At 64.0% G+C, this 22,169-nt stretch carries 19 protein-coding genes and 1 pseudogene; 8 read left to right on the top strand and 12 right to left on the bottom strand.

Features of this window, described 5'->3' with window-relative positions:
- Positions 1 to 2: 2 nt before the first annotated feature.
- From KF827_RS14255 to petA, 5 genes are all read right to left on the bottom strand, one after another.
- Positions 3 to 533, bottom strand: a complete 531-nt coding sequence (locus tag KF827_RS14255; protein WP_291006831.1) for an adenine phosphoribosyltransferase — start codon at positions 531 to 533, stop codon at positions 3 to 5.
- Positions 534 to 554: 21 nt separating this feature from the next.
- Positions 555 to 1,442 (bottom strand): S-methyl-5'-thioadenosine phosphorylase, encoded by an 888-nt coding sequence (locus KF827_RS14250; RefSeq protein WP_291006891.1) that lies wholly within the window; start codon positions 1,440 to 1,442, stop codon positions 555 to 557.
- Positions 1,443 to 1,738: 296 nt separating this feature from the next.
- Positions 1,739 to 2,515, bottom strand: a complete 777-nt coding sequence (locus KF827_RS14245; protein ID WP_291006829.1) for a cytochrome c1 — start codon at positions 2,513 to 2,515, stop codon at positions 1,739 to 1,741.
- Between the two features lie 26 nt (positions 2,516 to 2,541).
- A complete protein-coding gene (locus KF827_RS14240) occupies positions 2,542 to 3,804 on the bottom strand; it encodes a cytochrome b/b6 (RefSeq protein ID WP_291006827.1) in 1,263 nt (420 codons plus the stop codon).
- 11 nt (positions 3,805 to 3,815) lie between these two features.
- Entirely contained in the window at positions 3,816 to 4,352 is a 537-nt protein-coding gene (gene petA, locus KF827_RS14235; protein ID WP_291006825.1) for a ubiquinol-cytochrome c reductase iron-sulfur subunit, read from the bottom strand.
- 159 nt (positions 4,353 to 4,511) lie between these two features.
- Here petA and KF827_RS14230 point away from each other — a divergent pair, with 159 nt between their 5' ends.
- A complete protein-coding gene (locus KF827_RS14230) occupies positions 4,512 to 4,973 on the top strand; it encodes a tRNA (cytidine(34)-2'-O)-methyltransferase (RefSeq protein ID WP_291006823.1) in 462 nt (153 codons plus the stop codon).
- 565 nt (positions 4,974 to 5,538) lie between these two features.
- Positions 5,539 to 6,240, top strand: a pseudogene (gene hemF, locus KF827_RS14225) (oxygen-dependent coproporphyrinogen oxidase); the annotation flags it as partial.
- Between the two features lie 817 nt (positions 6,241 to 7,057).
- Here hemF and KF827_RS14220 read toward each other — a convergent pair.
- The 4 genes from KF827_RS14220 to KF827_RS14205 are packed head-to-tail and all read right to left on the bottom strand — an operon-like array spanning position 7,058 to position 10,016.
- Entirely contained in the window at positions 7,058 to 8,467 is a 1,410-nt protein-coding gene (locus KF827_RS14220) for a CCA tRNA nucleotidyltransferase (RefSeq protein ID WP_291006821.1), read from the bottom strand.
- A gap of 7 nt (positions 8,468 to 8,474) precedes the next feature.
- Complete coding sequence (locus tag KF827_RS14215; RefSeq protein WP_291006819.1) at positions 8,475 to 8,744, bottom strand: DUF6111 family protein; 270 nt, start codon at positions 8,742 to 8,744, stop codon at positions 8,475 to 8,477.
- Positions 8,741 to 9,433, bottom strand: coding sequence for a CoA pyrophosphatase (locus KF827_RS14210; RefSeq protein ID WP_291006817.1), 693 nt, complete (start codon positions 9,431 to 9,433; stop codon positions 8,741 to 8,743). Before KF827_RS14210 ends, KF827_RS14215 begins: the two co-directional genes overlap by 4 nt.
- Positions 9,423 to 10,016, bottom strand: coding sequence for a DUF1285 domain-containing protein (locus KF827_RS14205; protein WP_291006815.1), 594 nt, complete (start codon positions 10,014 to 10,016; stop codon positions 9,423 to 9,425). Before KF827_RS14205 ends, KF827_RS14210 begins: the two co-directional genes overlap by 11 nt.
- A 45-nt stretch (positions 10,017 to 10,061) precedes the next feature.
- On the opposite strand from KF827_RS14205, the gene KF827_RS14200 reads away from it, so the two are divergent.
- The 4 genes from KF827_RS14200 to KF827_RS14185 are packed head-to-tail and all read left to right on the top strand — an operon-like array spanning position 10,062 to position 16,930.
- Positions 10,062 to 11,060: a MoxR family ATPase gene (locus tag KF827_RS14200; protein ID WP_291006813.1), complete on the top strand. Its 999-nt coding sequence runs from the start codon at positions 10,062 to 10,064 to the stop codon at positions 11,058 to 11,060.
- Positions 11,061 to 11,068: 8 nt separating this feature from the next.
- On the top strand, positions 11,069 to 12,013 hold the full coding sequence (locus KF827_RS14195) for a DUF58 domain-containing protein (RefSeq protein WP_291006811.1): 945 nt from the start codon (positions 11,069 to 11,071) through the stop codon (positions 12,011 to 12,013).
- The gene (locus tag KF827_RS14190; RefSeq protein ID WP_291006809.1) at positions 12,013 to 14,817 is read left to right on the top strand and encodes a DUF4159 domain-containing protein; all 2,805 of its coding nucleotides are present in this window, start codon (positions 12,013 to 12,015) and stop codon (positions 14,815 to 14,817) included. Before KF827_RS14195 ends, KF827_RS14190 begins: the two co-directional genes overlap by 1 nt.
- 10 nt (positions 14,818 to 14,827) lie before the next feature.
- Complete coding sequence (locus tag KF827_RS14185) at positions 14,828 to 16,930, top strand: hypothetical protein (RefSeq protein ID WP_291006807.1); 2,103 nt, start codon at positions 14,828 to 14,830, stop codon at positions 16,928 to 16,930.
- Positions 16,931 to 17,054: 124 nt separating this feature from the next.
- Here the strand turns inward: KF827_RS14185 and KF827_RS14180 are convergent, their stop codons facing one another.
- The 3 genes from KF827_RS14180 to xseA are packed head-to-tail and all read right to left on the bottom strand — an operon-like array spanning position 17,055 to position 19,594.
- Positions 17,055 to 17,885 carry a M23 family metallopeptidase gene (locus KF827_RS14180; protein ID WP_291006805.1) on the bottom strand — a complete coding sequence of 277 codons (831 nt, stop codon included), beginning with the start codon at positions 17,883 to 17,885 and terminating at the stop codon, positions 17,055 to 17,057.
- Positions 17,882 to 18,112: a DUF2093 domain-containing protein gene (locus KF827_RS14175; RefSeq protein WP_291006803.1), complete on the bottom strand. Its 231-nt coding sequence runs from the start codon at positions 18,110 to 18,112 to the stop codon at positions 17,882 to 17,884. Before KF827_RS14175 ends, KF827_RS14180 begins: the two co-directional genes overlap by 4 nt.
- Positions 18,113 to 18,166: 54 nt before the next feature.
- Positions 18,167 to 19,594 carry an exodeoxyribonuclease VII large subunit gene (gene xseA, locus KF827_RS14170; RefSeq protein ID WP_291006801.1) on the bottom strand — a complete coding sequence of 476 codons (1,428 nt, stop codon included), beginning with the start codon at positions 19,592 to 19,594 and terminating at the stop codon, positions 18,167 to 18,169.
- Between the two features lie 70 nt (positions 19,595 to 19,664).
- Here xseA and purD point away from each other — a divergent pair, with 70 nt between their 5' ends.
- The gene (purD, locus tag KF827_RS14165; protein ID WP_291006799.1) at positions 19,665 to 20,930 is read left to right on the top strand and encodes a phosphoribosylamine--glycine ligase; all 1,266 of its coding nucleotides are present in this window, start codon (positions 19,665 to 19,667) and stop codon (positions 20,928 to 20,930) included.
- Positions 20,931 to 21,089: 159 nt separating this feature from the next.
- Positions 21,090 to 22,157: a phosphotransferase family protein gene (locus KF827_RS14160; protein WP_291006797.1), complete on the top strand. Its 1,068-nt coding sequence runs from the start codon at positions 21,090 to 21,092 to the stop codon at positions 22,155 to 22,157.
- The last annotated feature ends 12 nt before the right edge of the window (positions 22,158 to 22,169 follow it).

Here is a 22,169-nt window from a genome sequence, read left to right as displayed (position 1 = left end):
CCTTAGTGGCCGTCGAATTCGCAGAGCGCCAGCACCTTCACATCCATCGCCTCGAGCCGCTTGCGGCCGCCCAGTTCCGGCAGATCGACGATGAAGGAACAACCGATCACCACGCCTTCATAATGCCGGATCAGCTTGATCGCGGCCTCGGCGGTGCCGCCGGTGGCGATCAGGTCGTCCACCAGCAGGATCTGCTCGCCGGGCTGGATGGCATCCACATGGATTTCCATCACATCGGTGCCGTATTCGAGCTGATATTGCTGCTGCATGGTCTTGTAGGGCAGCTTGCCGCGCTTGCGCACCGGCACGAAGCCGATGGAAAGCTGATGCGCGATGGCGCCGCCCAGGATGAAGCCGCGCGCCTCGATGCCCACCACCTTGTCGATGCGGGTGCCGGCGTAAGGCTGCACCATCTCGTCGATGGTCTTGCGGAAACCGCGCGCATCCTGCAACAGCGTGGTGATGTCGCGGAAAATGATACCCGGCTTGGGATAATCCGGGATGGCGCGAATCTTGTCCTTGATACCCTGCATGGGAAATCGGTTCCTTTTTCTTCAGGCCTTCAATACGCGGCCGGCAACCGCATCGAGTTTCTTCAGCACCTTGGGATCGCGCTTTTCCGGCGCGGTGATCAGCGCCGTATCCAGCACCGTATCGCAGCCCTGGGGGCAATGATCCGGACGATCGATCAGATGCTTCACGGCATGGGCCACCAGCGACTGGCCCTTCTCTGCATTGCCGAGCAGCACGCGGATCACGGCGGCCACATCCACATGGTCGTGATCGGGATGCCAGCAATCGAAATCGGTGACCATCGCCACGCTGGCATAGCAAAGCTCGGCTTCACGGGCCAGCTTGGCTTCCGGCGCATTGGTCATGCCGATCACGTCGCACCCCCAGCTCTTGTAGAGGAAGCTTTCCGCCTGGGTGGAGAATTGCGGCCCCTCCATGCACAGATACGTGCCGCCGCGCTGGGTGGGAATGTTGGCTTCCTTGGCGGCCAGCTCCAGTGCATCGCCCAGGCGATGGCAGACCGGATGCGCGGCCGAGACATGCGCCACCATGCCGGTGGAGAAGAAGCTCTTCTGCCGCATGAACGTGCGGTCGATGAACTGATCGACGATCACGAAATGGCCCGGGGGCAGATGCTCCTTGAACGAGCCGCAGGCCGAGACCGAGATCACATCGTGGCAGCCCACGCGCTTCAAAGCATCGATATTGGCTCGGTAATTCACTTCCGAGGGCGAATGCACATGGCCACGGCCATGGCGCGGCAGAAACACCAGCTCGGCACCATCCAGGCTGCCGAACAGCAACTCATCGGACGGATCACCCCAGGGCGTGGAAACCTTGCGCCATTTGGTGTTCTTCAGGCCGGCCATGCCATAAAGACCGCTGCCGCCGAGCACACCGATACGCACCGGCTCACCCTTCTTGGCGATATAGGGCTTGGTCCAGGCCACGGCCTTGGTGCCGGCTTTCTTTGCGGGCGACTTCTTAACGGCTGCCTGCTTGCTGGCTGCCTTTTTCACGGCAGCCTTCTTTACCGGCGCCTTCTTGGCAGCCGGCTTTTTTACAGGCGCCTTTTTGACAGGCGGCTTCTTCATCTTCGCTTTCGCCATGATCAATCCCTCGAATCCCCGCAAACCCGCGCGCGACTTAACCAAACCGCCCCCATCCGCGCAACAAAAAAGGCCGCCGGTAAGGCGGCCTTTTCGTTACACTGCTGTTGCAGCGATCAATGCACGTCCTTCCAGATGCGCTTCTTGGCGGCCATGAACAGGCCGGTCAGCACCACCAGGAAGATCATCACCTTCAGGCCCAGGCGCTTGCGCTCTTCCAGCTTGGGCTCGGCAGCCCACATCAGGAAGGCGGATACGTCATGCGCCATCTGCTCCACGGTGGCCTTGGTGCCGTCGGCATAGGTCACCTGATCGGGATTCAGCGGCTTGGGCATGGCGATCTGGTGGCCCGGGAAATACTTGTTGTAATGCAGGCCTTCGCCCAGCGCGAAGCCGGCCGGCGGCTGGGTGTAACCGGCACCCAGCAGAGCAGCCAGATAATCCGGGCCCTGCGGACGCGCCTTGGCGATCAGCGAAAGATCCAGCGGATAGGCGCCGCCATTGGCGGCACGGGCAGCCTTCTGGTTCGGGAAGGGCGACGGGAACTTATCTTGCGGCAGACCGGGACGCTTGAACATCTCGCCGTCGTCGTTCGGGCCATCGGTCACCTCGAAGGTGGCGGCCAGGGCCTTCACTTCGGCCGCGCTGAAGCCCGGGCCGCCCGGATCCGCGAGATTGCGGAAGGCGACGAACTTCATCGCATGGCATGCGGCGCAGACTTCCTTGTACACCTGATAGCCGCGCTGCAACTCAGCACGGTCGAAGGTGCCGAACGGGCCATTGAACGACCAGTTCACCGCAGGAGCCGGATCGGCATCGCCGGCGGCCAGGGCGGGGCCATTGAGACCAAGGGCAACCACAACAGCGGCAGCCAGCAGCTTGAGGGAGGTCATGGGGGCGAAATCCTTGCGCATGGCCTTCACTCCGCCGCCTGGGCTTTGAGCACGGGCTCGCTGATCGAGGCCGGCAGTTTGGTGGGTTTTTCAAACCACCCGACCAGCGGCATCACAACCAGGAAATGCAGGAAGTAATAGACGGTGCATATCTTGCCGATGATCAGCGGCAGGCCTTCAGCCGGCATGCCACCGGAATAGCCCAGGCCGATACACGTGATCAGGAACACCCAGGTCAGCTGCTTGTAGATCGGACGGAAGCGCGCCGAACGCACCTTCGAGGTATCCAGCCAGGGCAGCAGGAACAGGATGGCGATGGCGCCGAACATCGCCAGCACGCCACCAAGCTTGGCTTCGATGAACCAGATATCCGGCACCGAGCGCAGGATGGCGTAGAATGGCAGGAAGTACCATTCCGGCACGATATGCGCCGGCGTCACCAGCGGATTGGCCGGGATGTAGTTATCCGGATGGCCGAGGAAGTTGGGCGCATAGAAGATGAAGAAGCTGAAGAACAGCAGGAAGAAGCCAACGCCCACCGCATCCTTGATCGTGTAATAGGGATGGAAGGGGATGGTATCCTGCGGGCCCTTCACATCGATGCCCTGCGGATTGTTGGAGCCGAACTGATGCAGCGCCAGCACATGCAGGATGATCACGCCAACCAGCACGAAGGGCAGCAGGTAATGCAGGCTGAAAAAGCGGTTCAGCGTGGGGTTATCGACCGCGAAGCCACCCCAGAGCCAGTGGACGATCGGATCGCCAACCACAGGCAGGGCGGAGAACAGGTTGGTGATCACGGTGGCGCCCCAGAAGCTCATCTGGCCCCAAGGCAGCACATAGCCCATGAAGCCGGTGGCCATCATTAGCAGCAGGATGATGACGCCCAGGAACCACAGCAATTCACGCGGGCTCTTGTAGGAGCCGAAATACAGGCCGCGGAAGATATGGATATACACCACGATGAAGAACATCGAGGCGCCGTTGGCATGCATGTAACGCAGCAGCCAGCCGTAATTCACGTCGCGCATGATATGCTCGACCGAGTCGAAGGCCAGCGAGGTATGCGGGGTGTAATGCATCACCAGCACGATGCCGGTGAGGATCTGCACCACCAGGCAGAGACCGGCCAGCGAGCCGAAATTCCACCAGTAATTCAGATTTTTCGGCGTCGGATACTTGCTGCCGACCATATGGTCCAGCGTGGAGAAGACCGGCAGGCGGTACTCGATCCACTTGACGACCGGGTTGGCGTAGAAACCGGAGGTGGGGGCGTTGTTGTTGGCCATGTTTTTTATCCTCAGCCGATGCGGATGCGGGTATCAGAGAGGAAGGTGTATTCCGGGATCGGCAGATTGAGCGGCGCCGGGCCTTTGCGGATACGGCCCGACGTATCGTAATGCGAGCCGTGGCAAGGGCAGAACCAGCCGCCGAAATCACCCTTCTGGCCCAGCGGCACGCAGCCGAGATGGGTGCACACACCCATCATCACCAGCCATTCAGGCTTCTTCACGCGGGTTTCATCCTTGGCCGGATCGGGCAGAGCGGCGGTGTCGTCCTTCTTGGCCTGCGCGATTTCTTCCGCCGTACGATGGCGGACGAAAACCGGCTTGCCGCGCCACAGCACGGTGACCGACTGGCCCGTGGCGATATGCGACAAATCCAGCTCGGTGCTGGACAAGGCCAGCACGTCGGCCGACGGGTTCATCTGGTGTACGAAAGGCCACAGGGCCGCTGCGGCGCCAACAGCACCGAAGGCCGAAGCCGTTATCACGATGAAATCGCGACGGGTCGGCGCGGCGTTGCCGGCCTGGGAGTGGGGCGCAGTCCCTGCCATTGGTCCCTCAGATGTCAACTTGCGAACAAGGCCGTTTATTTCTCACTATCTCCGCTCCATGTCCAGCATTTCGGGGATTTGCTGCGACAGGTTGCCGCAGGGCAGCCAAGGGCGGAAAACTGCTTGATTAACCGCAATTTGAAGGCAAATTCCTGAGCCATGCGATTAGCCCTGTTCGAACCCGACATCCCGCCCAATCTGGGCACCCAATTGCGCCTGGGTGCCTGCCTGGGCGTTCCCGTGCATGTAATAGAGCCGTGCGGCTTCCCGTTCTCGGTGGCGGCGGTCAAACGCAGCGCCATGGATTACCTGGAACATGCGGAAATCCACCGCCATGCCAGTTGGGAGGACTTCCTGGCCGAAAGACCGCCCGGCCGCCTGCTGCTGATGACCACCAAAGCGGCGCAAATCTACCATGAATTCCGTTTCCAGCCCGGCGATACCGTGCTGATGGGACGGGAAAGCAAAGGCGCGCCAGACCATGTGCACGAAGCCGCCGATGCCCGGCTGGTGATCCCGATACAACCCGGCCTGCGCTCGATAAATGTCGCTACCGCCGCCGCCATGGTACTAGGCGAAGGTCTGCGCCAGACCGGCGGCTTCCCTGCCCGGCTGGCCTAATCCTGCCCGGCTGGCCTAATCCTGATAGCCTGAGGGCGCCCGAGCCCGAATCTTCTTGAACCTGGAGACACTATATATGTCCGCCTCCCAGCCCAGCCCAGCCGACCTCGACACCCGCAAGGAGCGTGCCCGCCTGTGGTTCGAAAGCCTGCGCGACCGGATCTGCGCCGCCTTCGAGGCCCTGGAGGATGAAGGCGGTAACCCGGGCCCCGATGCCGGTGCTGTTGGCAATGCCAGGACGGATGCCGGCCCGGGCCAGCAACGTCCGCCCGGGCGGTTTCAGCGCAAGCCATGGCAGCGCCCGGCATCGCAATCCGCAACGGCGCAAACCGCAAGCACGCCGCATCAGGCTGGGCATCAAGCTGGGCATCAAGCCGGGTATCAAACCGGGCAATCCCAAGCCGCACAGAGCACAGACCGTGCGGGCGCCAACGCGCAGCATCATGCAGGCAACCCCGCCTTCAACGCCCCAAGCCCACAAAGCAGCAACAACCAAGATGGCAATCGGCATGTTGGGAATGCGGAAGAGGCTGCAGCAATCGGCAGCACTGCGGCCCGCGATGGCGATGGGAGGAGCGATGGCGGCGGCGGCGTGATGAGCCTGATGCATGGCCGCGTGTTCGAAAAGGTGGGCGTGAACGTATCCACCGTGTTCGGCGAATTCAGCCCAGACTTCCGCAAACAGATTCCCGGCGCCGCAGAGGATGGCCGGTTCTGGGCCAGCGGCATCTCGCTGGTAGCACATATGCGCTCGCCTAAAGTGCCAGCCGTGCATATGAACACCCGCTTCATTGTCACCCGTCGCGGTTGGTTTGGCGGCGGCGCCGACCTTACGCCGATGGTTCCCGTGGCCGAGGATACCGAAACCTTCCATGCCGCTCTGCAGCAAACCTGCGACCGCTTCGACCCGGATTACTACCCCCGCTTCAAGAAATGGTGCGACGACTACTTCTTCCTGCCGCATCGCAACGAGCCGCGCGGCGTGGGTGGCATCTTCTACGATCAGCTCGATAGCGGGGATTGGGAGAGGGATTTTGCGTTCACCCGGGCGGTCGGCGAATCGTTCCTCGAAACTTACCCAAAAATCGTCCGCCGACGCATGTCGGAGGGGTGGAATGCCGCCGACAGGGAGCATCAACTGGTCCGTCGCGGGCGCTATGTGGAGTTCAATCTGCTCTATGATCGAGGCACAACATTCGGTCTGAAAACCGGTGGCAACGTCGAAGCGATACTGATGTCGCTGCCTCCCGAAGTGAAATGGCCATGATGAAAAACACCATATTCCATGCGGGTTTTCTGCATTCGCACGACTCAGCGATGATGCATGAAAGCAGCATTTGAATCACTACGCATCGATGTCTTCCGCATCACCATCTAACCAGTGCGAAACGCCGCTATTGCAAAAAAACCACGCTGTCAAAAAAATTTTCAGCGGACGCAAGATTTTGTGGTTAACAGCCAATCTCTATGCTAGAGAAATGATGTTCGAGAAACATTTCTCGAAATATCGTGGTCCGCGGACCACACCACTTCCATGGAGGAGAACATGGCTGCGAAGAAGAAGGCCGCTAAGAAGGCCGTGAAGAAGGTAGTCAAGAAGGCTGCCAAGAAGGTTGTGAAGAAGGCCGTCAAGAAGGCCGCCAAGAAGAAGTAATGAAGTTTTAAGTATGGCCTCGAGCTCCACATCGACGACTGGATTTTCAGCGCCGACGTGGAGCTCGAGTTCTTTCCGGGGTAAGGGCTGCGCCGTCTAGGCGGTTGCTGCAACCGGTTCCGGAAATTGGGGCGCCAATCGGCGCCCTTTTCTTTTCCCCCTCCCCTGTTCTTTCCCCCGCCCTGTTCTTTTCCTCTGGGCATCCCCCCTATCGCCGGCTCGTCGGCAGAGTTGCTGCCTGGCTTGTTACCTGGCCGCCGCCCGGTCTTATCCTTTTGCAGGATGCCGGTGTCTTTGCCGGATAGGGGTGCTGGGCCGGATACTGGCGCGGGCCAGGAAGCGATCGGTTGAAGCCAAACCGGCTTGCGATCATCCGTCCTTCGATGGAATGCCGCGCAGCGGTCTTCGGTGACACGAACATACGCAGCGCCTAACGCGCCGGCGGCTTGTCCTTGCCTGCAGCTTCGACCGCATCGCTTGCAGCAGCCGGTGCATCGCTTTCCTCGATCACCACGCGCTGGCGCAGATGGGCCAGGCAGGCTTCCCGGTCTGCGCGGCAGCCATCCTGGCGCCACCAGGCTTCCAGTTCCTTGAGCATGCCGCCCAGGCCCGGGCCATGGCGCATGCCATGCGCAAGCAGATCCGCCCCACGCAGGGGAAAGACCGGTTTGCGCCAGGTGCGCATGCTTTCCAGCAGCCCCGGCAGGGCTGCCGCCCGCTCGCCCGGGGCCGGTCGGTCGACCGCCCCCAAGCTATGGTCCGGGGCCGGATCGGAGACCTGCCCGGAAGTTGTATCCGTTGCCGCCGCCAGCAGGGCACGGTCGCGGATCTGGGCGGCGCCGGAATCAAAATATAGTGCCTGCCGGCTTTCCGGATCGGCGAAGGCCGCCCAATCGAAAGGCTGGGCCAGATCCTCCAGGCGCTTACGCTGGGCGTTGGAGAGTTTCAGCCGGTCGGCAACGGCATCCCAGGCTTCCCCCACCAGCAGGCTGAGTCGTGGCCAGGGATCGTCCGGATCGGCAAGATCGGCGGCGCCAAGCTGCTGCTGCAACGCTATCAGACGATCCAGCCCGGCCCCAACCAACCGCGCCTCGGGCAACACCGCCGCCAGCAGGCCGCAATCCGCCATCGCCGCCAATGCCGGGGCTGCCTTGGGCAAGGCCAGCAACTTGATCATCTCGGCCCCCACCCGTTCGGCGGAAAGCCGGGCCATCCCGGGCACGGCATCGCGGCAGGCCGCCAGCGCCTCGGCATCGGGTTGGCCGGAGGCGAAACGGGCATGGAAGCGGAAGAACCGCAGGGCGCGCAGGTAATCCTCGCGCACCCGCTGCGCCGCATCGCCGATGAAACGCACCCGGCCGGCCTGCAGATCGGCCAGCCCTTGGCCAGTGGGATCGAAAACGCCGCCATCGGCATCCGCATACAGCGCATTGATGGTGAAATCGCGCCGCGCCGCATCCTCGGCCCAACCAACCTCCGACCCATCGCTGCCGAACTGCACCACGGCGTGGCGGCCATCGGTGTCGATATCCCGGCGCAGGGTTGTGATCTCGCATTGCACCGGCGGCAACACGGCGGTGATGGTGCCATGGGCGATGCCGGTGGGAATCGCCTTGATGCCGGCGCGCTTGAGCAGTTTTTGCACCCGCTCCGGCATTTCCGGGGTGGCGATATCGATATCGACTGGCCGCAGGCCCAGCAGCGCATCGCGCACGCAGCCGCCCACGAAACGCGCCGGCCGGCCATCGGCCATCAGCGCGGCCATGATCGCGCGCGTCTGCGGCTGGGTCATCCAGTCGGGCGGCTGCATGCGGTGGTTCGGTTCGCCCGGCTCGGCCATGGCCCGGTCAGTTCTTGTGTTCGCCGGGACGAATATCACCAGGCACGATGCGGCCATCCTGCAATCTTGCAGGCGTATACTGGCCCGAGGGCTGATCGCTCATCACATGCACAACGGCGAAGCTGCCGATCATCAGCACCAGCCCGGCCAGGCTGAGCATGAACCACGGCGTGGTTTCAGGCCCTTCCTTGCCGGCCCGGCGCACACGCCAGAGGTAGAGAAAATACAGCACGAAGGGCAACAGCAGCAGCGCGCCATGAATCAAGATGCGGCTCATCCCCTATCCTCCTGCATTCCGCCTTCTTGCTGCGCGACGATGCGTTGATACAGATTGCGCAACATGCCTGCGGTGGCGCCCCAGATATAATGCTGTTGATAGGGCATTGCCCACCATTGCCGCTCCACGCCGTTGAATATGCCGCGATGCTGCTGGTGATTGCGGGCATCCATCAGAAAATCGAACGGCACTTCAAAGGCCTCGTCCACCTCCTGCTGCGCCAGATGCAACTGAAAGCCCGGTTCCACCCGGGCCACCACCGGAACAACGGCAAAGCCGGTGCCGGTGACATAGGGATCCAGCGCACCCAGCACATCCACATGCCGGCGCTGCAGCCCGATCTCTTCCTCCGCCTCGCGCAGGGCAGCCGCAATCACATCGGCATCGGTGGGATCGACACGGCCGCCGGGAAAGCTGACCTGGCCGGCATGATTGGAAAGATGCGCATTGCGGCGGGTGAGAATCAGCCGTTCACCCTGCGGATAATCCACCACCGGCACCAGCACGGCAGCCGGCATCAGCGGGCCCACGCGCACCGGCTTGAAATTCGGGTTGAGTTGAAAATCGCCGCCCCTGGCCTGCTCGAGCGCCAACGGCAAAGCCGAAAGCGGCGGCGGCGGCATTACGGCGCGACGCAGGCGTTCAAGATAGGATGCCTGCATCTGCGGCAGGGCGGCATCAATCGACATCTACTTTGCCCAATGCATGAAAGCCACCGGCACTCCACACGCCAAGCAGGCTGGGATCGTCATCGGCGGGCTCGGCCAATTCGGCCATCTGGTAATAGACCGGGCGAGCGAGTCGCGCCTCCAACCGGTCGCGCACGTTTATATAGGGTGAGGGTTCGCCCGTCTCCGGCGCTACGTCCACGCGCAACGGGTGTTCGGCATCCAACGGCACAATCTCATCCAGATTGGTGCGAAAAGCGATCCGCCGTTGACGCCCCTCGCCTTCGAACTGCATTTCCACAGCCAGGAAAGGCACATCGTCCACCCGGATGCCCACCTTTTCCACCGGCGTGACCAGAACATAGGCATCATCGGGTTCGCGGCGCAGAATCCCGGCAAAAAGCTTTACCATCGGAATGCGGTCGATCGGCGTGCCCATGTAATACCAGCGCCCATCGCGGGCGATGCGCATGTCGATATTGCCGCAGAATTCCGGGTTCCAGAGATGAACCGGCGGGCGCTTGCGCTCAACGGATACGCTGTCGCCGCCGAAACGGGCGATCACATCCTTGAGAAACGAGGCGGGATTGGGTTGCTGGTTCATTGTTTGTCTGTGCTTTCGCTCCGCTTCTACTATATAATCGCTGACATGCAAAATTTCAGCGACGCCGCCGACCAAATCCTCCCCGAGATCGAACGCCTGGGAGGGCGGCTGGGTGCCGCAAAGGAAGCCATCGAGCGGGTGATTTTCGGCCAGGGTGCGGTGGTCGAGGAAACCCTTGTCACTTTGCTGGCCGGCGGCCATGGCCTGCTGGTGGGTGTGCCCGGCCTGGCCAAAACCAAGCTGGTGGAAACCCTGGCGCGCGTATTGGGCCTGGATGCCCGCCGCGTGCAATTCACGCCAGACCTGATGCCCGCCGATATTCTCGGCTCGGAAGTGCTTGAGGAATCCGATAGCGGCCGCCGCTCCTTCCGCTTCATTTCCGGCCCGATCTTCTGCCAATTGTTGATGGCGGACGAAATCAACCGTGCCAGCCCGCGCACGCAATCGGCGCTGCTGCAGGCGATGCAGGAACGGCAAGTAAGCGTGGCCGGCACGCGCCACGATCTGCCCGCGCCGTTCCATGTGCTGGCCACTCAGAATCCGCTGGAGCAGGAAGGCACCTACCCGCTGCCCGAAGCGCAGCTCGACCGCTTCCTGCTGCAGATCGACGTGCGCTATCCGGACCGCGAGGCCGAACGCCGCATGCTGTTTGCCACCACCGGCGCCAATGAAGAAACCATCCCCACCATCCTCAATGCCGGCGAATTGATCGCCGCCCAGCGCCTGGTGCGCCGCGTGCCGGTGGGCGAAAGCGTGGTGGAAGCGATCCTCGACCTGGTGCGTTCCGGCCGCCCGGACGAAAGCAATGTGGCGGGCATCCGCGATCTGGTGGCCTGGGGCCCCGGCCCGCGCGCCAGCCAGGCCCTGATGCTGGCCGTGCGCGCCCGCGCGTTGCTGCAAGGCCGGCTTGCGCCATCCATCGAGGATGTGCTGGCCCTGGCCGGCCCCGTGCTGCGCCATCGCATGGCGCTCACCTTCGCTGCCCGCGCCGAGGGCGTGAACGTGGCCGATGTGATCGATCGCCTCACCGGACCCTTGCGCTGAGCCAAGCCATGGCAAGCGCGTTGACACCGGAAACGCCGCAAGCAAACAGCGCATCCACGGCAAACGCTGCGGCCAACCTTACCAACCGCGCCGAACATTTCGCCGCCTTCCTGCCGCCATTGCTGCTGGATGCAGAACGCGTAGCCGCCACCGTCGAGCAAGGCGTGCATGGCCGCCGCCGCGTGGGCCTGGGCGATGCCTTCTGGCAATTCCGCCGCTACAGCCCCGGCGACACGATCTCCCGCATCGACTGGCGCCAGACCGCCAAGAGCGGCCACACCTATATCCGCGAGAATGAGTGGGAGGCGGCCGAAAGCGTCTGGTTGTGGCGCGACCCCTCGCCCTCCATGGTCTGGGGTTCCGACCTGGCACTGGAACGCAAGGATCGCCGTGCCGATCTGCTGCTGTTGGCCTGCGCTTCGCTGTTGCTGCGCGGCGGCGAACGCGTCGGCCTGTTGGGTGCGCCGGAACGGCCGAGCGCCGGGCGCAATGTGCTGCCCCGTATCGCCGGTCGCCTGGCGCGGTTGCGCGATCAGCCGGCCGAGGCCAGCCTGCCGCCGATGATCCGCCTGCCGCGTCATGCGCAGTTGGTGCTGTTCGGCGACTTCCTCTATCCGCCGGAAGAGATTGCAGTGCGGCTGCGCGGCCTGGCCGATCAGGGCCTGAAGGGCTGCGTGGTACGCATCATCGATCCGGCCGAGGAAGATTTCCCGTATCGCGGCCGCACGCGATTTCTGGGCCTGGAAGGCGAAACGCCGTTGCTGGCGCCGCGCGCCGAAACCCTGGCGCAGGATTGGCGCGGCTATTTCGCCGCCCATCGCCATGAGGTTGCGGAAATCTGCCGCCGCCTGGGCTGGCATCATATCGTGCACCGCACCGACAAACCGGCGGAAGCCCTGCTGATGGCGCTGTATCTGGCGCTGGAAGGCGGGCGGGAAGGCATGCGGCGCTGATGCTGGGGTTGAGTGGTCTTGCTTTTGCCACGCCGCTGGCCCTGCTGGCGCTGATCAGCCTGCCTGTGCTGTGGTGGCTGCTGCGCATCACGCCGCCGCGCCCCAAGCTGGTGGAGTTTCCGCCGCTGCGCCTGCTGCTGGCTTTGCGCCCCAAGGAAGAAACCCCAGCCCATACGCCGCTCTGGCTGCTGATCCTGCGCATGCTGATCGCCGCCCTGGTGATCCTGGCTCTGGCCGAACCGTTGCTCAATCCGGATCGCAGCCGCATCAGCAGCGGACCATTGGTGCTGGTGATGGATGATGGCTGGGCCGCGGCACCGCGCTGGCGCGAACGCATGGCACGTGCCGAAGCCCTGCTCGAGCGCGCCGAGCGCGAAGGCCGCCCGGCCATGCTGCTCACCACGGCAGCGCCTGCCAATGGCGAACCGCATCGTATCGGCAGCTTGCAGCCAGCGGCCGAATTGCGCCCGCACCTGGCCGCACTACAGCCGAAATCCTGGGCCACCGATCGCGCCGGCCTGCTGCGTGCGCTGAATGCCCTGCCCGCCGAAGCCGCGCCGAAAGAGGCCGAGGTGGCCTGGATCGCCGATGGCCTGGCCGAGGATGACAGCGGCGAAATCGCCTTCACCCTGGCTGAAAAACTGCGCTGGCTGGGCGATTTGAGCATCATCCGCCCGCTGGAAGCCGACACCGCATTGGCCATGGCGCCGCCAAGGACCGACAGCCAGGGCGACACCGTGCTGCTGCGCCGCGCGGTTGGCGGCAGCGAAATTGCACTGACGCTGCGCAGCGTGAGCGACCAGGGGCGCGTGCTGTCGCGCACACCCTTCCTGTTCGGCAATAACCAGACCGAAGCCAGCGTGAAGTTGGATCTGCCCACCGAGTTGCGCAATCGCCTGGCGCGGCTGGAAATCGAGGAACTGCCCGGCATCGGCACCGTGCGCCTGCTGGACGATACCTGGCGCCGCCGCCCGGTGGGCCTGATCTCTGGCGGTGCGCTGGAAAACCAGCAGCCGCTGCTGGCCGATCTGTTCTATCTGGAGCGTGCGTTGCAACCCTTTGCCGAAATCCGCAAAGGCAATGCCGAGCAATTGCTGGAACGCGATATCGCCGTGATCGTGCTGGCCGATATCGGCAACCTGGTGGGCGGCGAAAGCCGGCGGATCAACGAATGGGTGGAGAATGGCGGCGTGCTGCTGCGTTTCGCCGGGCCGCGCCTGGCCGATAGCAGCGATGGCCTGCTGCCGGTGAAACTGCGCCAGGGCTCGCGGCAATTGGGCGGCGCGATGTCGTGGGCGCAGCCTTTGCGGCTGGGTCCGATTCCGGAAACCAGCCCGCTTTACGGCCTGGCGATTTCGCCCGAAGTGACCGTGAGCCGCCAGGTACTTGCCGATCCCGAACCGCGCCTGAGCGAAAAGACCTGGCTGCGGCTGGAAGACGGCACACCGCTGATCACTGGCGACCGCCATGGCAAGGGCTGGCTGATCCTGGTGCATACCACCGCCAACACGCTGTGGAGCGACATGCCACTATCCGGCTTCTATGTCGATCTGCTGCGCCGTGTGGTGGAATTGTCGCAAGGCGTGGGCGCCGAGGGCGAGGCAGACCAGCCGCGCGCGCCGCTGGCGGTGCTGGACGGTTTCGGCCGCGCCGATGAACCCGGCGCCGCCGTGCAGCCTTTGCCGGCGCGCTTACCTGCCGATTTCAAGCCCGGCCCGCGCCATCCGCCCGGCTATTATGGCCGCTGGGACAGCCGCACGGCGGTGAACCTGTTCGACGACGCGGCGGCGCACCCCATCGCCCAGCGCAATTGGCCCAATGAAGCCCGGCTGCTGGATTTGAGTGAAAACACGCAAGAAACCCGCCTGCTGCCCTGGCTGATGACCGGCGCCCTGCTGTTGCTGCTGGCCGATTGGCTGATCGGCTTGTGGCTGCGCGGATTGCTGCCGCGGCTGCGCCCGCATAGCCTGGGCAAAGCCACGGCAGCCATGCTGATCGGCTTGTCGGTGTTCGGCATGCAGGATGCCGCCGCACAGCAGCCACGCCGTCCGCAGCAAGGCAATCCGCCGCCCAGCAATCTGGCCGAAGATTTCGTGCAGCGCGCCGCCAGCGATCTGCGGCTTGCCTATGTGATCACCGGCGATGCCAGTGTGGACCAGATGAGCCGCGCCGGCCTGTTCGGCCTGACCGAAATCCTCTATCGCCGCACTTCCATCGAGGCTTCCGATCCGATCGGCGTGAATCTGGAGCGCGACGATATCTCGCTGCTGCCGTTTCTGTATTGGCCGATGGTGCCGAACCAGCCGCTTTTGTCGGATGCGGCGCTCAAACGGCTCGACATCTTCATGAAGACCGGTGGCATGATCCTGTTCGATACCCGCGATCAGGGCATGCCCTTTGCCGGCACCGGCGCCAGCCCGGGCACCGAAAAGCTGCGGCAATTGCTGGGCAAGCTGGATATCCCGCCGCTGATGACCGTGCCAGACGACCATGTGCTGACCAAGGCGTTTTACCTGTTGCAGGATTTTCCCGGCCGCTATGTCGGCGGGCCGGTCTGGGTGGAACGCAATCCGGGCGGCGAGAAGGATGGCGTCACCTCGCTGGTGATCGGCGGCAACGATTGGGCCGCGGCCTGGGCGATGGACGATAATGGAAGGCCGATGGCGCCCACTCAGCCCAACACGCCGCGCCATCGCGAATTCGCCTATCGCTTCGGCGTGAATCTGCTGATGTATACCCTGACCGGCAATTACAAGGCCGATCAGGTGCATATCCCCGCCCTGCTGGAACGCCTTGGGCAATGAGGCGGCGGCGATGATGGAGAATGCACCGCTCACCCTGGATTTCGCACCGCTGATTCCGCTCTGGGCAGTGCTGGCGCTGTGTGCGGCCAGTGCCGCGCTGCTGCTGTTCGGCCTGATCCGGCGCGCCCGTGGCAGCCTGCTGCGCGGCTTGGCCGCCCTGCTGCTGCTCACCGTGCTGGCCAATCCGGTGGCGCGCAAGGAAGAACGGGCCACTCTGCCCGATATCGCCGTGCTGGTGGTGGATGAAAGCCCGAGCCAGGGCATCGAGAACCGTGCCGTGCAAACCGCCGAGGCGGCCGCTGCCCTCACCGAACGGCTTGGCCGCATTCCCAATCTTGAGCTGCGTACCGTGAAGGCCGGCGCGCCCGATGCCGAAAGCGCCAAGCGCGATGACGGCACGCGGCTATTCTCGGCATTGAACATGGCGCTCACCGATGTGCCGCGCCACCGCCTGGCCGGCACCATCATGATCACCGATGGCCAGGTGCATGATGTGCCCGAAACCGCTGCCGCCGCCGATATCCTGGGCGCGCCCGTGCATGTGCTGCTCACCGGCCGGCCCGACGAGCGCGACCGCCGTCTGGTGGTGGTGAATGCCCCCACCTTCGGCATGGTGAACCAGCAGCTCAGCCTCACGCTGCGCATCGAGGATCCGGCTGCCGGCCCCACCGAGATGACCGAATTGCTGTTGCGCCAGCAGGATCGTCCGGATCTGCGCCAGAGCGTACCGCTCAATCGGGAAGTCACCGTTCCCTTCAGGCTCGATCGCGCCGGGCGCAGCCTGCTGGAACTGGAAGTGCCGGCCCTGCCTGGCGAACTCACCGCGATGAACAATCGTGCGGCCTTGTCGATCAATGGCATCCGCGACCGCCTGCGCGTGCTGCTGGTCACCGGCGAGGCCCATGCCGGCGAGCGCGTCTGGCGCAATCTGCTGAAGGCAGACCCCAATGTGGACTTGGTGCATTTCACCATCCTGCGTCCGCCGGACAAGCAGGACGGTACGCCGATCCGCGAGCTTTCGCTGATCGCCTTCCCGATCCGCGAATTGTTCGAGATCAAACTCAGCGAATTCGATCTGGTGATCTTCGACCGCTATCGGCGGCGCGGCATCCTGCCCAATGCCTATTTCGAGAATATCGCCCGCTATGTGGAAAACGGCGGCGCGCTGCTGGAAGTGTCTGGCCCGGCCTATGCCACGCCGCTGAGCCTGTACCGCACACCGCTGGCCGACGTGTTTCCCGGCCGCCCCACCGGCACCGTGCGCCATGAGGCCTTCCAGCCGCAATTGAGCGCCCTGGGCCGCCGCCATCCGGTTACCGCCGGTCTGCCCGGCGCGGGCGAAGCGGGCAGCCTGCCGAGCTGGAGCCGTTGGTTCCGCACCGTGAATGTGGATGTGAAGCGCGGCCATGTGGTGATGGAAACGCCCCTGGCCGAACCGTTGCTGCTGCTCGACCGTGTGCAGAAGGGCCGCGTGGCACAGCTATATTCCGATCATGTATGGCTATGGTCGCGCGGCTTCGAGGGCGGCGGACCGCAAGCCGAATTGCTGCGCCGCCTGGCCCATTGGATGATGAAGGAACCCGATCTCGAGGAAGAAGCCCTACGTGCCGATGTGCGCGATGGCCGCCTGGAGATCGAACGCCGCAGCATGACCCCGCGCGAGGCGCCGCTTACCGTCACCCGCCCCGATGGCTCGCAGCGCCAGCTTACCTTGCAAGAGCGCGGCGATGGTGCCGCCACTGGCGCCCTGGCCGCCGACCTGCCCGGCATCTGGCACATCTCGGATGGCGAACGCGAGGCCTTGGCTACTGTCGGCGCCGTCAACCCGCGCGAATTCGCCGATGTACGCGCCACGCCGGCCAAGCTGCAGCCCATCGTGGCTGCCAGCCAGGGCGCCAGCAAATGGCTGCGCGACGGCCTGCCCGATATCCGCATGACGGAACGCCCCCGCGGCGTTGCCCGCGAATCCTCGGGCCGCGACTGGATCGGCCTGATCCGCCGCGAGGATTACGCCGTGGTGGGCCTCACGCTCACCCCGCTGGCCCCGGCGCTGGCCATGCTGGTGCTGGCTGTCGCCGCGCTGATGCTGATGTGGCGGCGAGAGAGCAAGTAAGCCTGCCAAATGCATCCAAATGGATGTCGTCACCACCGGACTTGTTCCGGTGGTCCATGATTCACCAGCCTTGTTATTTCAGGCATGGACCCTCGCAATGCGTGCGAGGGTGACGTTTTATGTTCTAACGCGGCCGCAGCAGGCGCTGCGGATCGAGGCGCACATCGAACCAGTTCACCCGCCAATCCAGATGCGGACCGGTGGCGCGCCCGGTGGCGCCCACGGTGCCGATCACCTCGCCCTGCTTCACATGCTGGCCGACCTTCACCGTCACGCTGGCAAGATGCGAATAGGCACCGTTGATGCCCTGGCCGTGGTCGATGATGATCGTACCGCCGGTGAAATACAGGTCTTTCTCCGCCATCACCACGATCCCCGCCGTGGAGGCACGCACCGGCGATCCGGCCGGCGCTGCGATATCCAGGCCGAAATGCGGCTGGCGCGGCTCGCCATTCAGGATGCGCTGGCTGCCATAAACACCGCTAACCGGGCCATCGGCGGGCCAGATCCAGCCGCCCAGGAAATCCAGCGACGGCGTTTCGCGGCGGCGCACTTCGGCAATCTTGGCATTCTCGCGCTTGATGCGGTCCAGCACAGAGGGCGGCGGCGTCACCTGCGCCGGCGGCAAGCCTTCGATACGCTGGATATCGTAGTTTCGCGGTGCGATCGAAAGCTTATGCTCGCTGCGCCTGCCATCGGGGCGTTCGATGATCAGCACCGCCTCGGCGGGTTCGTCGCGCCCGAAGCCGAACACGAATTCGCCATTCGGCCCCAGCGGCACGCGGCGCTGGCCCAGCATCAGCTTCAAACCCGGCTGTGCACCAGGATTCTGTACCCGGCCCTGCACCAGACCGCCTTGCGAGAAATCGCCCTGCCAAGTGATGCCGGCCGGCGGCGATTGCGCCAAGGCAGGCGACGCGATCAACAGCAACAGCGCGGCGAATATGCGGATCATTCGGATGCTTTGCTATCGGTGCTTTTGCCCCACAGGGCCTGCACCGCCACTGCAGCGCTGACAAAGGCACGCTGGCTGGGCACATCCCAATAGCGCAGGCGATCCAGCGGAATGCGCATGCCGGTAACGGCGCAGATCACGTAATTGCCGGGTACGACGATATCGTAGCTGCCATCGCGGAAATGCAGCCGGGCTTCGTTGTCGCGGCCGCTGAAATGCGGATCCATCTCAAACGCTCCCTATCCTCAGTCGAAAAAACGTCTTCAGCCGGAAAAACGCCATCAGAACAATTCCTCTTGCGCCTTGCCGCCGGCCGGCTTCGCCCTGGCGGCCCGCGCTTTTGAAGCGGAACCGCCCTGGATTGTCGCATCCCGGCGGCCATCGCGCAATTCGATCGTCACATCCTGGCCCGGTGCAAGCTGTTCGGCGGATTGCACGGCACGGCCATCCACATCCAGGATCATGGCATAACCGCGCGCCAGCACATTGCGGTAAGACAGGCTTTCCAGCAGCTTTACGCGCTGTTGCAGGGCCTGGCCTGCATCCTCGCGCCGACGCAGCACCACCCGGCCAAGCCGCGCCATGCCATCCTTCAACCGGCGGCGATATTCTGCTGCCTCGCGCCGCAGCGAGGCCGGGCGCAGCTTGGCGAAAGAAGCATCCAGCCTGGCGCGCTGTGCCCTGAGCCCGACGCCCAGGGCGCGCGGCAGGCGCTCGGCCAGATCGTCGAAGCGCTGCTGCGCCTGGGCCAGCTTTTCGCGCGGATCGCGCAGGCCGCGCAGCAGGCCCTGCAATTGCCGGCGGCGTTCCAGCGCTAGGCGGCCCATGCCGCGCCGCAGGCGTTCATCCAGCGCGGCCACATCGCCCAGCAATTCCAGCCGCACCGGTACGGCGATTTCGGCGGCAGCGGTCGGTGTGGGCGCACGGCGGTCAGAGGCGAAGTCGATCAATGTCGTGTCGGTTTCATGGCCCACCGCCGAGATCAGCGGAATCTGCGAGGCGGCAGCGGCGCGCACCACGCTTTCCTCGTTGAAGGCCATCAAATCTTCCAGGCTGCCGCCGCCGCGCGCCACGATCAGGATATCCGGGCGCGGCACCGGCCCGTCCGGCGGCAAGGCATTGAAGCCGGCAATCGCACGCGCCACCTGATCGGCCGCGCCCTCGCCCTGCACCAGCACCGGCCAAAGCAGCACACGGGTGGGGAAACGATCGCGCAGCCTGTGCAGGATATCGCGGATCACGGCACCGGTCGGCGATGTAACCACGCCGATCACACGGGGCAGATAGGGCAGCGCGCGCTTGCGCTCGGCATCGAACAGACCTTCGGCGGCCAGCTTTTTCTTGCGCTGCTCCAGCATGGCCATCAGCGCGCCGAGGCCGGCCAGCTCCATGCGCTCGACCACCATCTGGTATTTCGAGCGGCCGGGATAGGTGGTGAGCTTGCCGGAGCAAATCACCTCAAGGCCATCCTCCGGCTTTACACCCAGCCGTGCGGCCTGGCCCTTCCAGCAGACTGCATCCAGCACCGCATCGGCGTCTTTCAAGGCGAAATACAGATGCCCCGAGGCCGGACGTTTGAAGCCGGAAATCTCGCCGCGCACGCGCACCCAGGCGAAAGTCTCCTCCACGCTGCGCTTCAGGCGGTGGGAGAGCTCGCCGACGGAGAATTCCGGTACGTTAACGCGGGCGTTATCAACAGGTTCGGACATACTCAGAGCCTTGCTTAACCGGCCCCCATGGTACAAACATTGCCGCGATTCGAACAGACCGGGTGACGCCATGAATGTGCTTGTTGTGGGATCGGGCGGCCGCGAGCATGCATTATGCTGGGCGCTGAAGGCCTCGCCGCTGGTGGGCAAGCTGGTTTGCGCCCCAGGCAACCCCGGAATCGCCGAAATTGCGCTCTGCCGGCCGGTGAACGTGACCGACAATGCCGCCATGCTGCAACTCTGCCGCGACGAGCATATCGACTTTGTTGTGGTGGGCCCCGAAGTGCCGCTAGTGAATGGCCTGGTGGATGTGCTGGAAGCGGCCGGCTTTGCCTGTTTCGGCCCCACTGCCTCGGCAGCACGCATCGAGGGTTCGAAGGGCTTCATGAAAGACCTTTGCGCCAAATACGATATCCCCACCGCCTTCTATGGCCGCTTCACCGATCTGGCCTCGGCGGAAGCCTATATCCGCAAGCACGGCGCCCCCATCGTGGTGAAGGCCGATGGCTTGGCCGCCGGCAAAGGCGTTGTGGTGGCCATGACCTTGGAAGAAGCCCTGGACGCCGCCCGCGCGCTGTTCACCGAGCCTGGGGCCGAAGCCGTGATCGAGGAATTTCTCGATGGCGAGGAAGTGAGCTTCTTCGCATTGGTGGATGGCAAGCATGCGCTGCCGCTGGTTTCGGCACAGGACCATAAACGCGTGGGCGATGGCGATACCGGCCCCAATACCGGCGGCATGGGCGCCTATTCGCCCGCTCCGGCGCTGACGCCGGCTTTGCAGGCCGATGTGATGGCGCGCATCGTGCAGCCCACCGTGGCCGCGATGGCAGCCGAGGGCGCGCCTTTCAAGGGCGTGCTGTTTGCCGGCCTGATGCTCACCAAGGATGGCCCCAAGCTTCTGGAATACAATGCGCGCTTCGGCGACCCGGAATGCCAGACCCTGATGCTGCGGTTGAAATCCGATCTGCTGCCGGCCCTGATGGCGGCACGCGATGGGCAATTGAAGGATTTCGATCTGCGCTGGCATGACGATGCTGCGCTTTGCGTGGTGATGGCCGGGCGCGGCTATCCCGGCGAGCCGGCCAAGGGCGGTGTGATCGAGGGTCTGCAGGAAGCCGCGGCACAACCGGGCGCGCAGGTGTTTCATGCCGGCACCAAACAGCGCGCCGATGGCGCCGTGGTTGCCGATGGCGGCCGCGTGCTGGGCATCTGCGCACGCGGCCCCGATATCGCCACAGCGCAGGCTCGAGCCTATGCGGCTGTGAAACATGTACGCTGGGCCGATGGTTTCTGTCGCAGTGATATCGGCTGGCGTGCGGTAGCGCGTCAAAATTAGTCGCTGTTATGCCGGTCACAAAGTCTTGATGCGCGGCCGGCATCCAACGAAGTTGCAGATAAGCGGGGATATTGGCGGAATCCGAGAGGTTGCGCCCCACCCCGCCGCTTCGCTATCGTAAGCCTGTCAGTGGGGGAAACCAGAACATGTGGTCCAGTTATGCGGGATGAAGATCGGTTCAGCGGCACGATGCCGGTGCAGGAGCGCCATGCGTTCGACACAGCGGCTCTCGACGCGTGGATGAAGGCCAACGTTGCCGATTACAAAGGCCCGATGGAACTGCGGCAGTTCAAGGGCGGGCAATCCAACCCCACCTTCCTGGTTTTCACGCCCACGCACAAATACGTGCTGCGCCGCAAGCCGCCGGGCAAGCTGCTGCCTTCCGCCCATGCGGTGGATCGTGAATTCCGCGTGATCAAGGCGCTGCATGGCACCGATGTGCCGGTGGCCAAGGCGCATGCGCTGTGTGAGGACGACAGCGTGATCGGCACGGCTTTCTATGTGATGGATTGCGTGGAAGGCCGGATCTTCTGGGATCCGACCCTGCCCGATCTGCCGCGCGAGGAACGCGCCGGCATCTACGATGCCATGAACCGCACCATCGCCGCGCTGCATAGTGTGGATTACGCCGCTATCGGCCTGGGCGATTTCGGCAAGCCCGGCGATTATTTTGCGCGCCAGATCGCCCGCTGGTCGAAGCAGTACAAGGCGTCGGAAACGGAATCGATTCCGGCGATGGACAAGCTGATCGAATGGCTGCCGGCGAATATCCCGCCGGGCGACGAAACCTCGATCGTGCATGGCGATTACCGCCTCGACAACATGATCTTCCATCCCACCGAGCCGCGTGTGATCGCGGTGCTGGATTGGGAATTGTCCACGCTCGGCCATCCGCTGGGCGATTTCAGCTACCATCTGATGGCCTGGCATCTGTCGCCGGAGCAATTCCGCGGCCTGGCCGGCGCCGATCTGGCGGCACTCGGCATTCCCAGCGAGGCAGAGTATTGCAAGCTGTATTGCCAGCGCACCGGCCGCGATGGCATTCCGCATCTCGATTTCTACATGGCCTACAACATGTTCCGCATCACCGGCATTCTTCAGGGCATCATGGGCCGCGTGAAGGATGGCACGGCCGCCAGCGCCCATGCATTGGAATCCGGCAAACGGGCACGCCCGATTGCCGAGATGGCCTGGGCGGTGGTGGAGAGGATGACCGGGGGAAAATAGCCGATGGTATCC

Origin of the sequence: Ferrovibrio sp. (genome assembly GCF_019636075.1) — a bacterium.
Lineage (GTDB): Bacteria > Pseudomonadota > Alphaproteobacteria > Ferrovibrionales > Ferrovibrionaceae > Ferrovibrio.
Note: the sequence above shows the minus strand (reverse complement) of the source record. Positions and strands in the feature narration are given on the sequence as shown.

Coding starts and splice junctions, on each gene's coding strand:
- KF827_RS14190 (WP_291006809.1), top strand. CDS start 12,013: ATGCTGGGGTTGAGTGGTCTTGCTTTTGCCACGCCGCTGGCCCTGCTG.
- KF827_RS14175 (WP_291006803.1), bottom strand. CDS start 18,112: ATGGATCCGCATTTCAGCGGCCGCGACAACGAAGCCCGGCTGCATTTC.
- KF827_RS14195 (WP_291006811.1), top strand. CDS start 11,069: ATGGCAAGCGCGTTGACACCGGAAACGCCGCAAGCAAACAGCGCATCC.
- KF827_RS14230 (WP_291006823.1), top strand. CDS start 4,512: ATGCGATTAGCCCTGTTCGAACCCGACATCCCGCCCAATCTGGGCACC.
- purD (WP_291006799.1), top strand. CDS start 19,665: ATGAATGTGCTTGTTGTGGGATCGGGCGGCCGCGAGCATGCATTATGC.
- KF827_RS14205 (WP_291006815.1), bottom strand. CDS start 10,016: ATGAACCAGCAACCCAATCCCGCCTCGTTTCTCAAGGATGTGATCGCC.
- KF827_RS14180 (WP_291006805.1), bottom strand. CDS start 17,885: ATGATCCGCATATTCGCCGCGCTGTTGCTGTTGATCGCGTCGCCTGCC.
- KF827_RS14220 (WP_291006821.1), bottom strand. CDS start 8,467: ATGGCCGAGCCGGGCGAACCGAACCACCGCATGCAGCCGCCCGACTGG.
- KF827_RS14245 (WP_291006829.1), bottom strand. CDS start 2,515: ATGACCTCCCTCAAGCTGCTGGCTGCCGCTGTTGTGGTTGCCCTTGGT.
- KF827_RS14240 (WP_291006827.1), bottom strand. CDS start 3,804: ATGGCCAACAACAACGCCCCCACCTCCGGTTTCTACGCCAACCCGGTC.
- KF827_RS14210 (WP_291006817.1), bottom strand. CDS start 9,433: ATGTCGATTGATGCCGCCCTGCCGCAGATGCAGGCATCCTATCTTGAA.
- KF827_RS14160 (WP_291006797.1), top strand. CDS start 21,090: ATGCGGGATGAAGATCGGTTCAGCGGCACGATGCCGGTGCAGGAGCGC.
- petA (WP_291006825.1), bottom strand. CDS start 4,352: ATGGCAGGGACTGCGCCCCACTCCCAGGCCGGCAACGCCGCGCCGACC.
- xseA (WP_291006801.1), bottom strand. CDS start 19,594: ATGTCCGAACCTGTTGATAACGCCCGCGTTAACGTACCGGAATTCTCC.
- KF827_RS14185 (WP_291006807.1), top strand. CDS start 14,828: ATGATGGAGAATGCACCGCTCACCCTGGATTTCGCACCGCTGATTCCG.
- KF827_RS14200 (WP_291006813.1), top strand. CDS start 10,062: ATGCAAAATTTCAGCGACGCCGCCGACCAAATCCTCCCCGAGATCGAA.
- KF827_RS14255 (WP_291006831.1), bottom strand. CDS start 533: ATGCAGGGTATCAAGGACAAGATTCGCGCCATCCCGGATTATCCCAAG.
- KF827_RS14215 (WP_291006819.1), bottom strand. CDS start 8,744: ATGAGCCGCATCTTGATTCATGGCGCGCTGCTGCTGTTGCCCTTCGTG.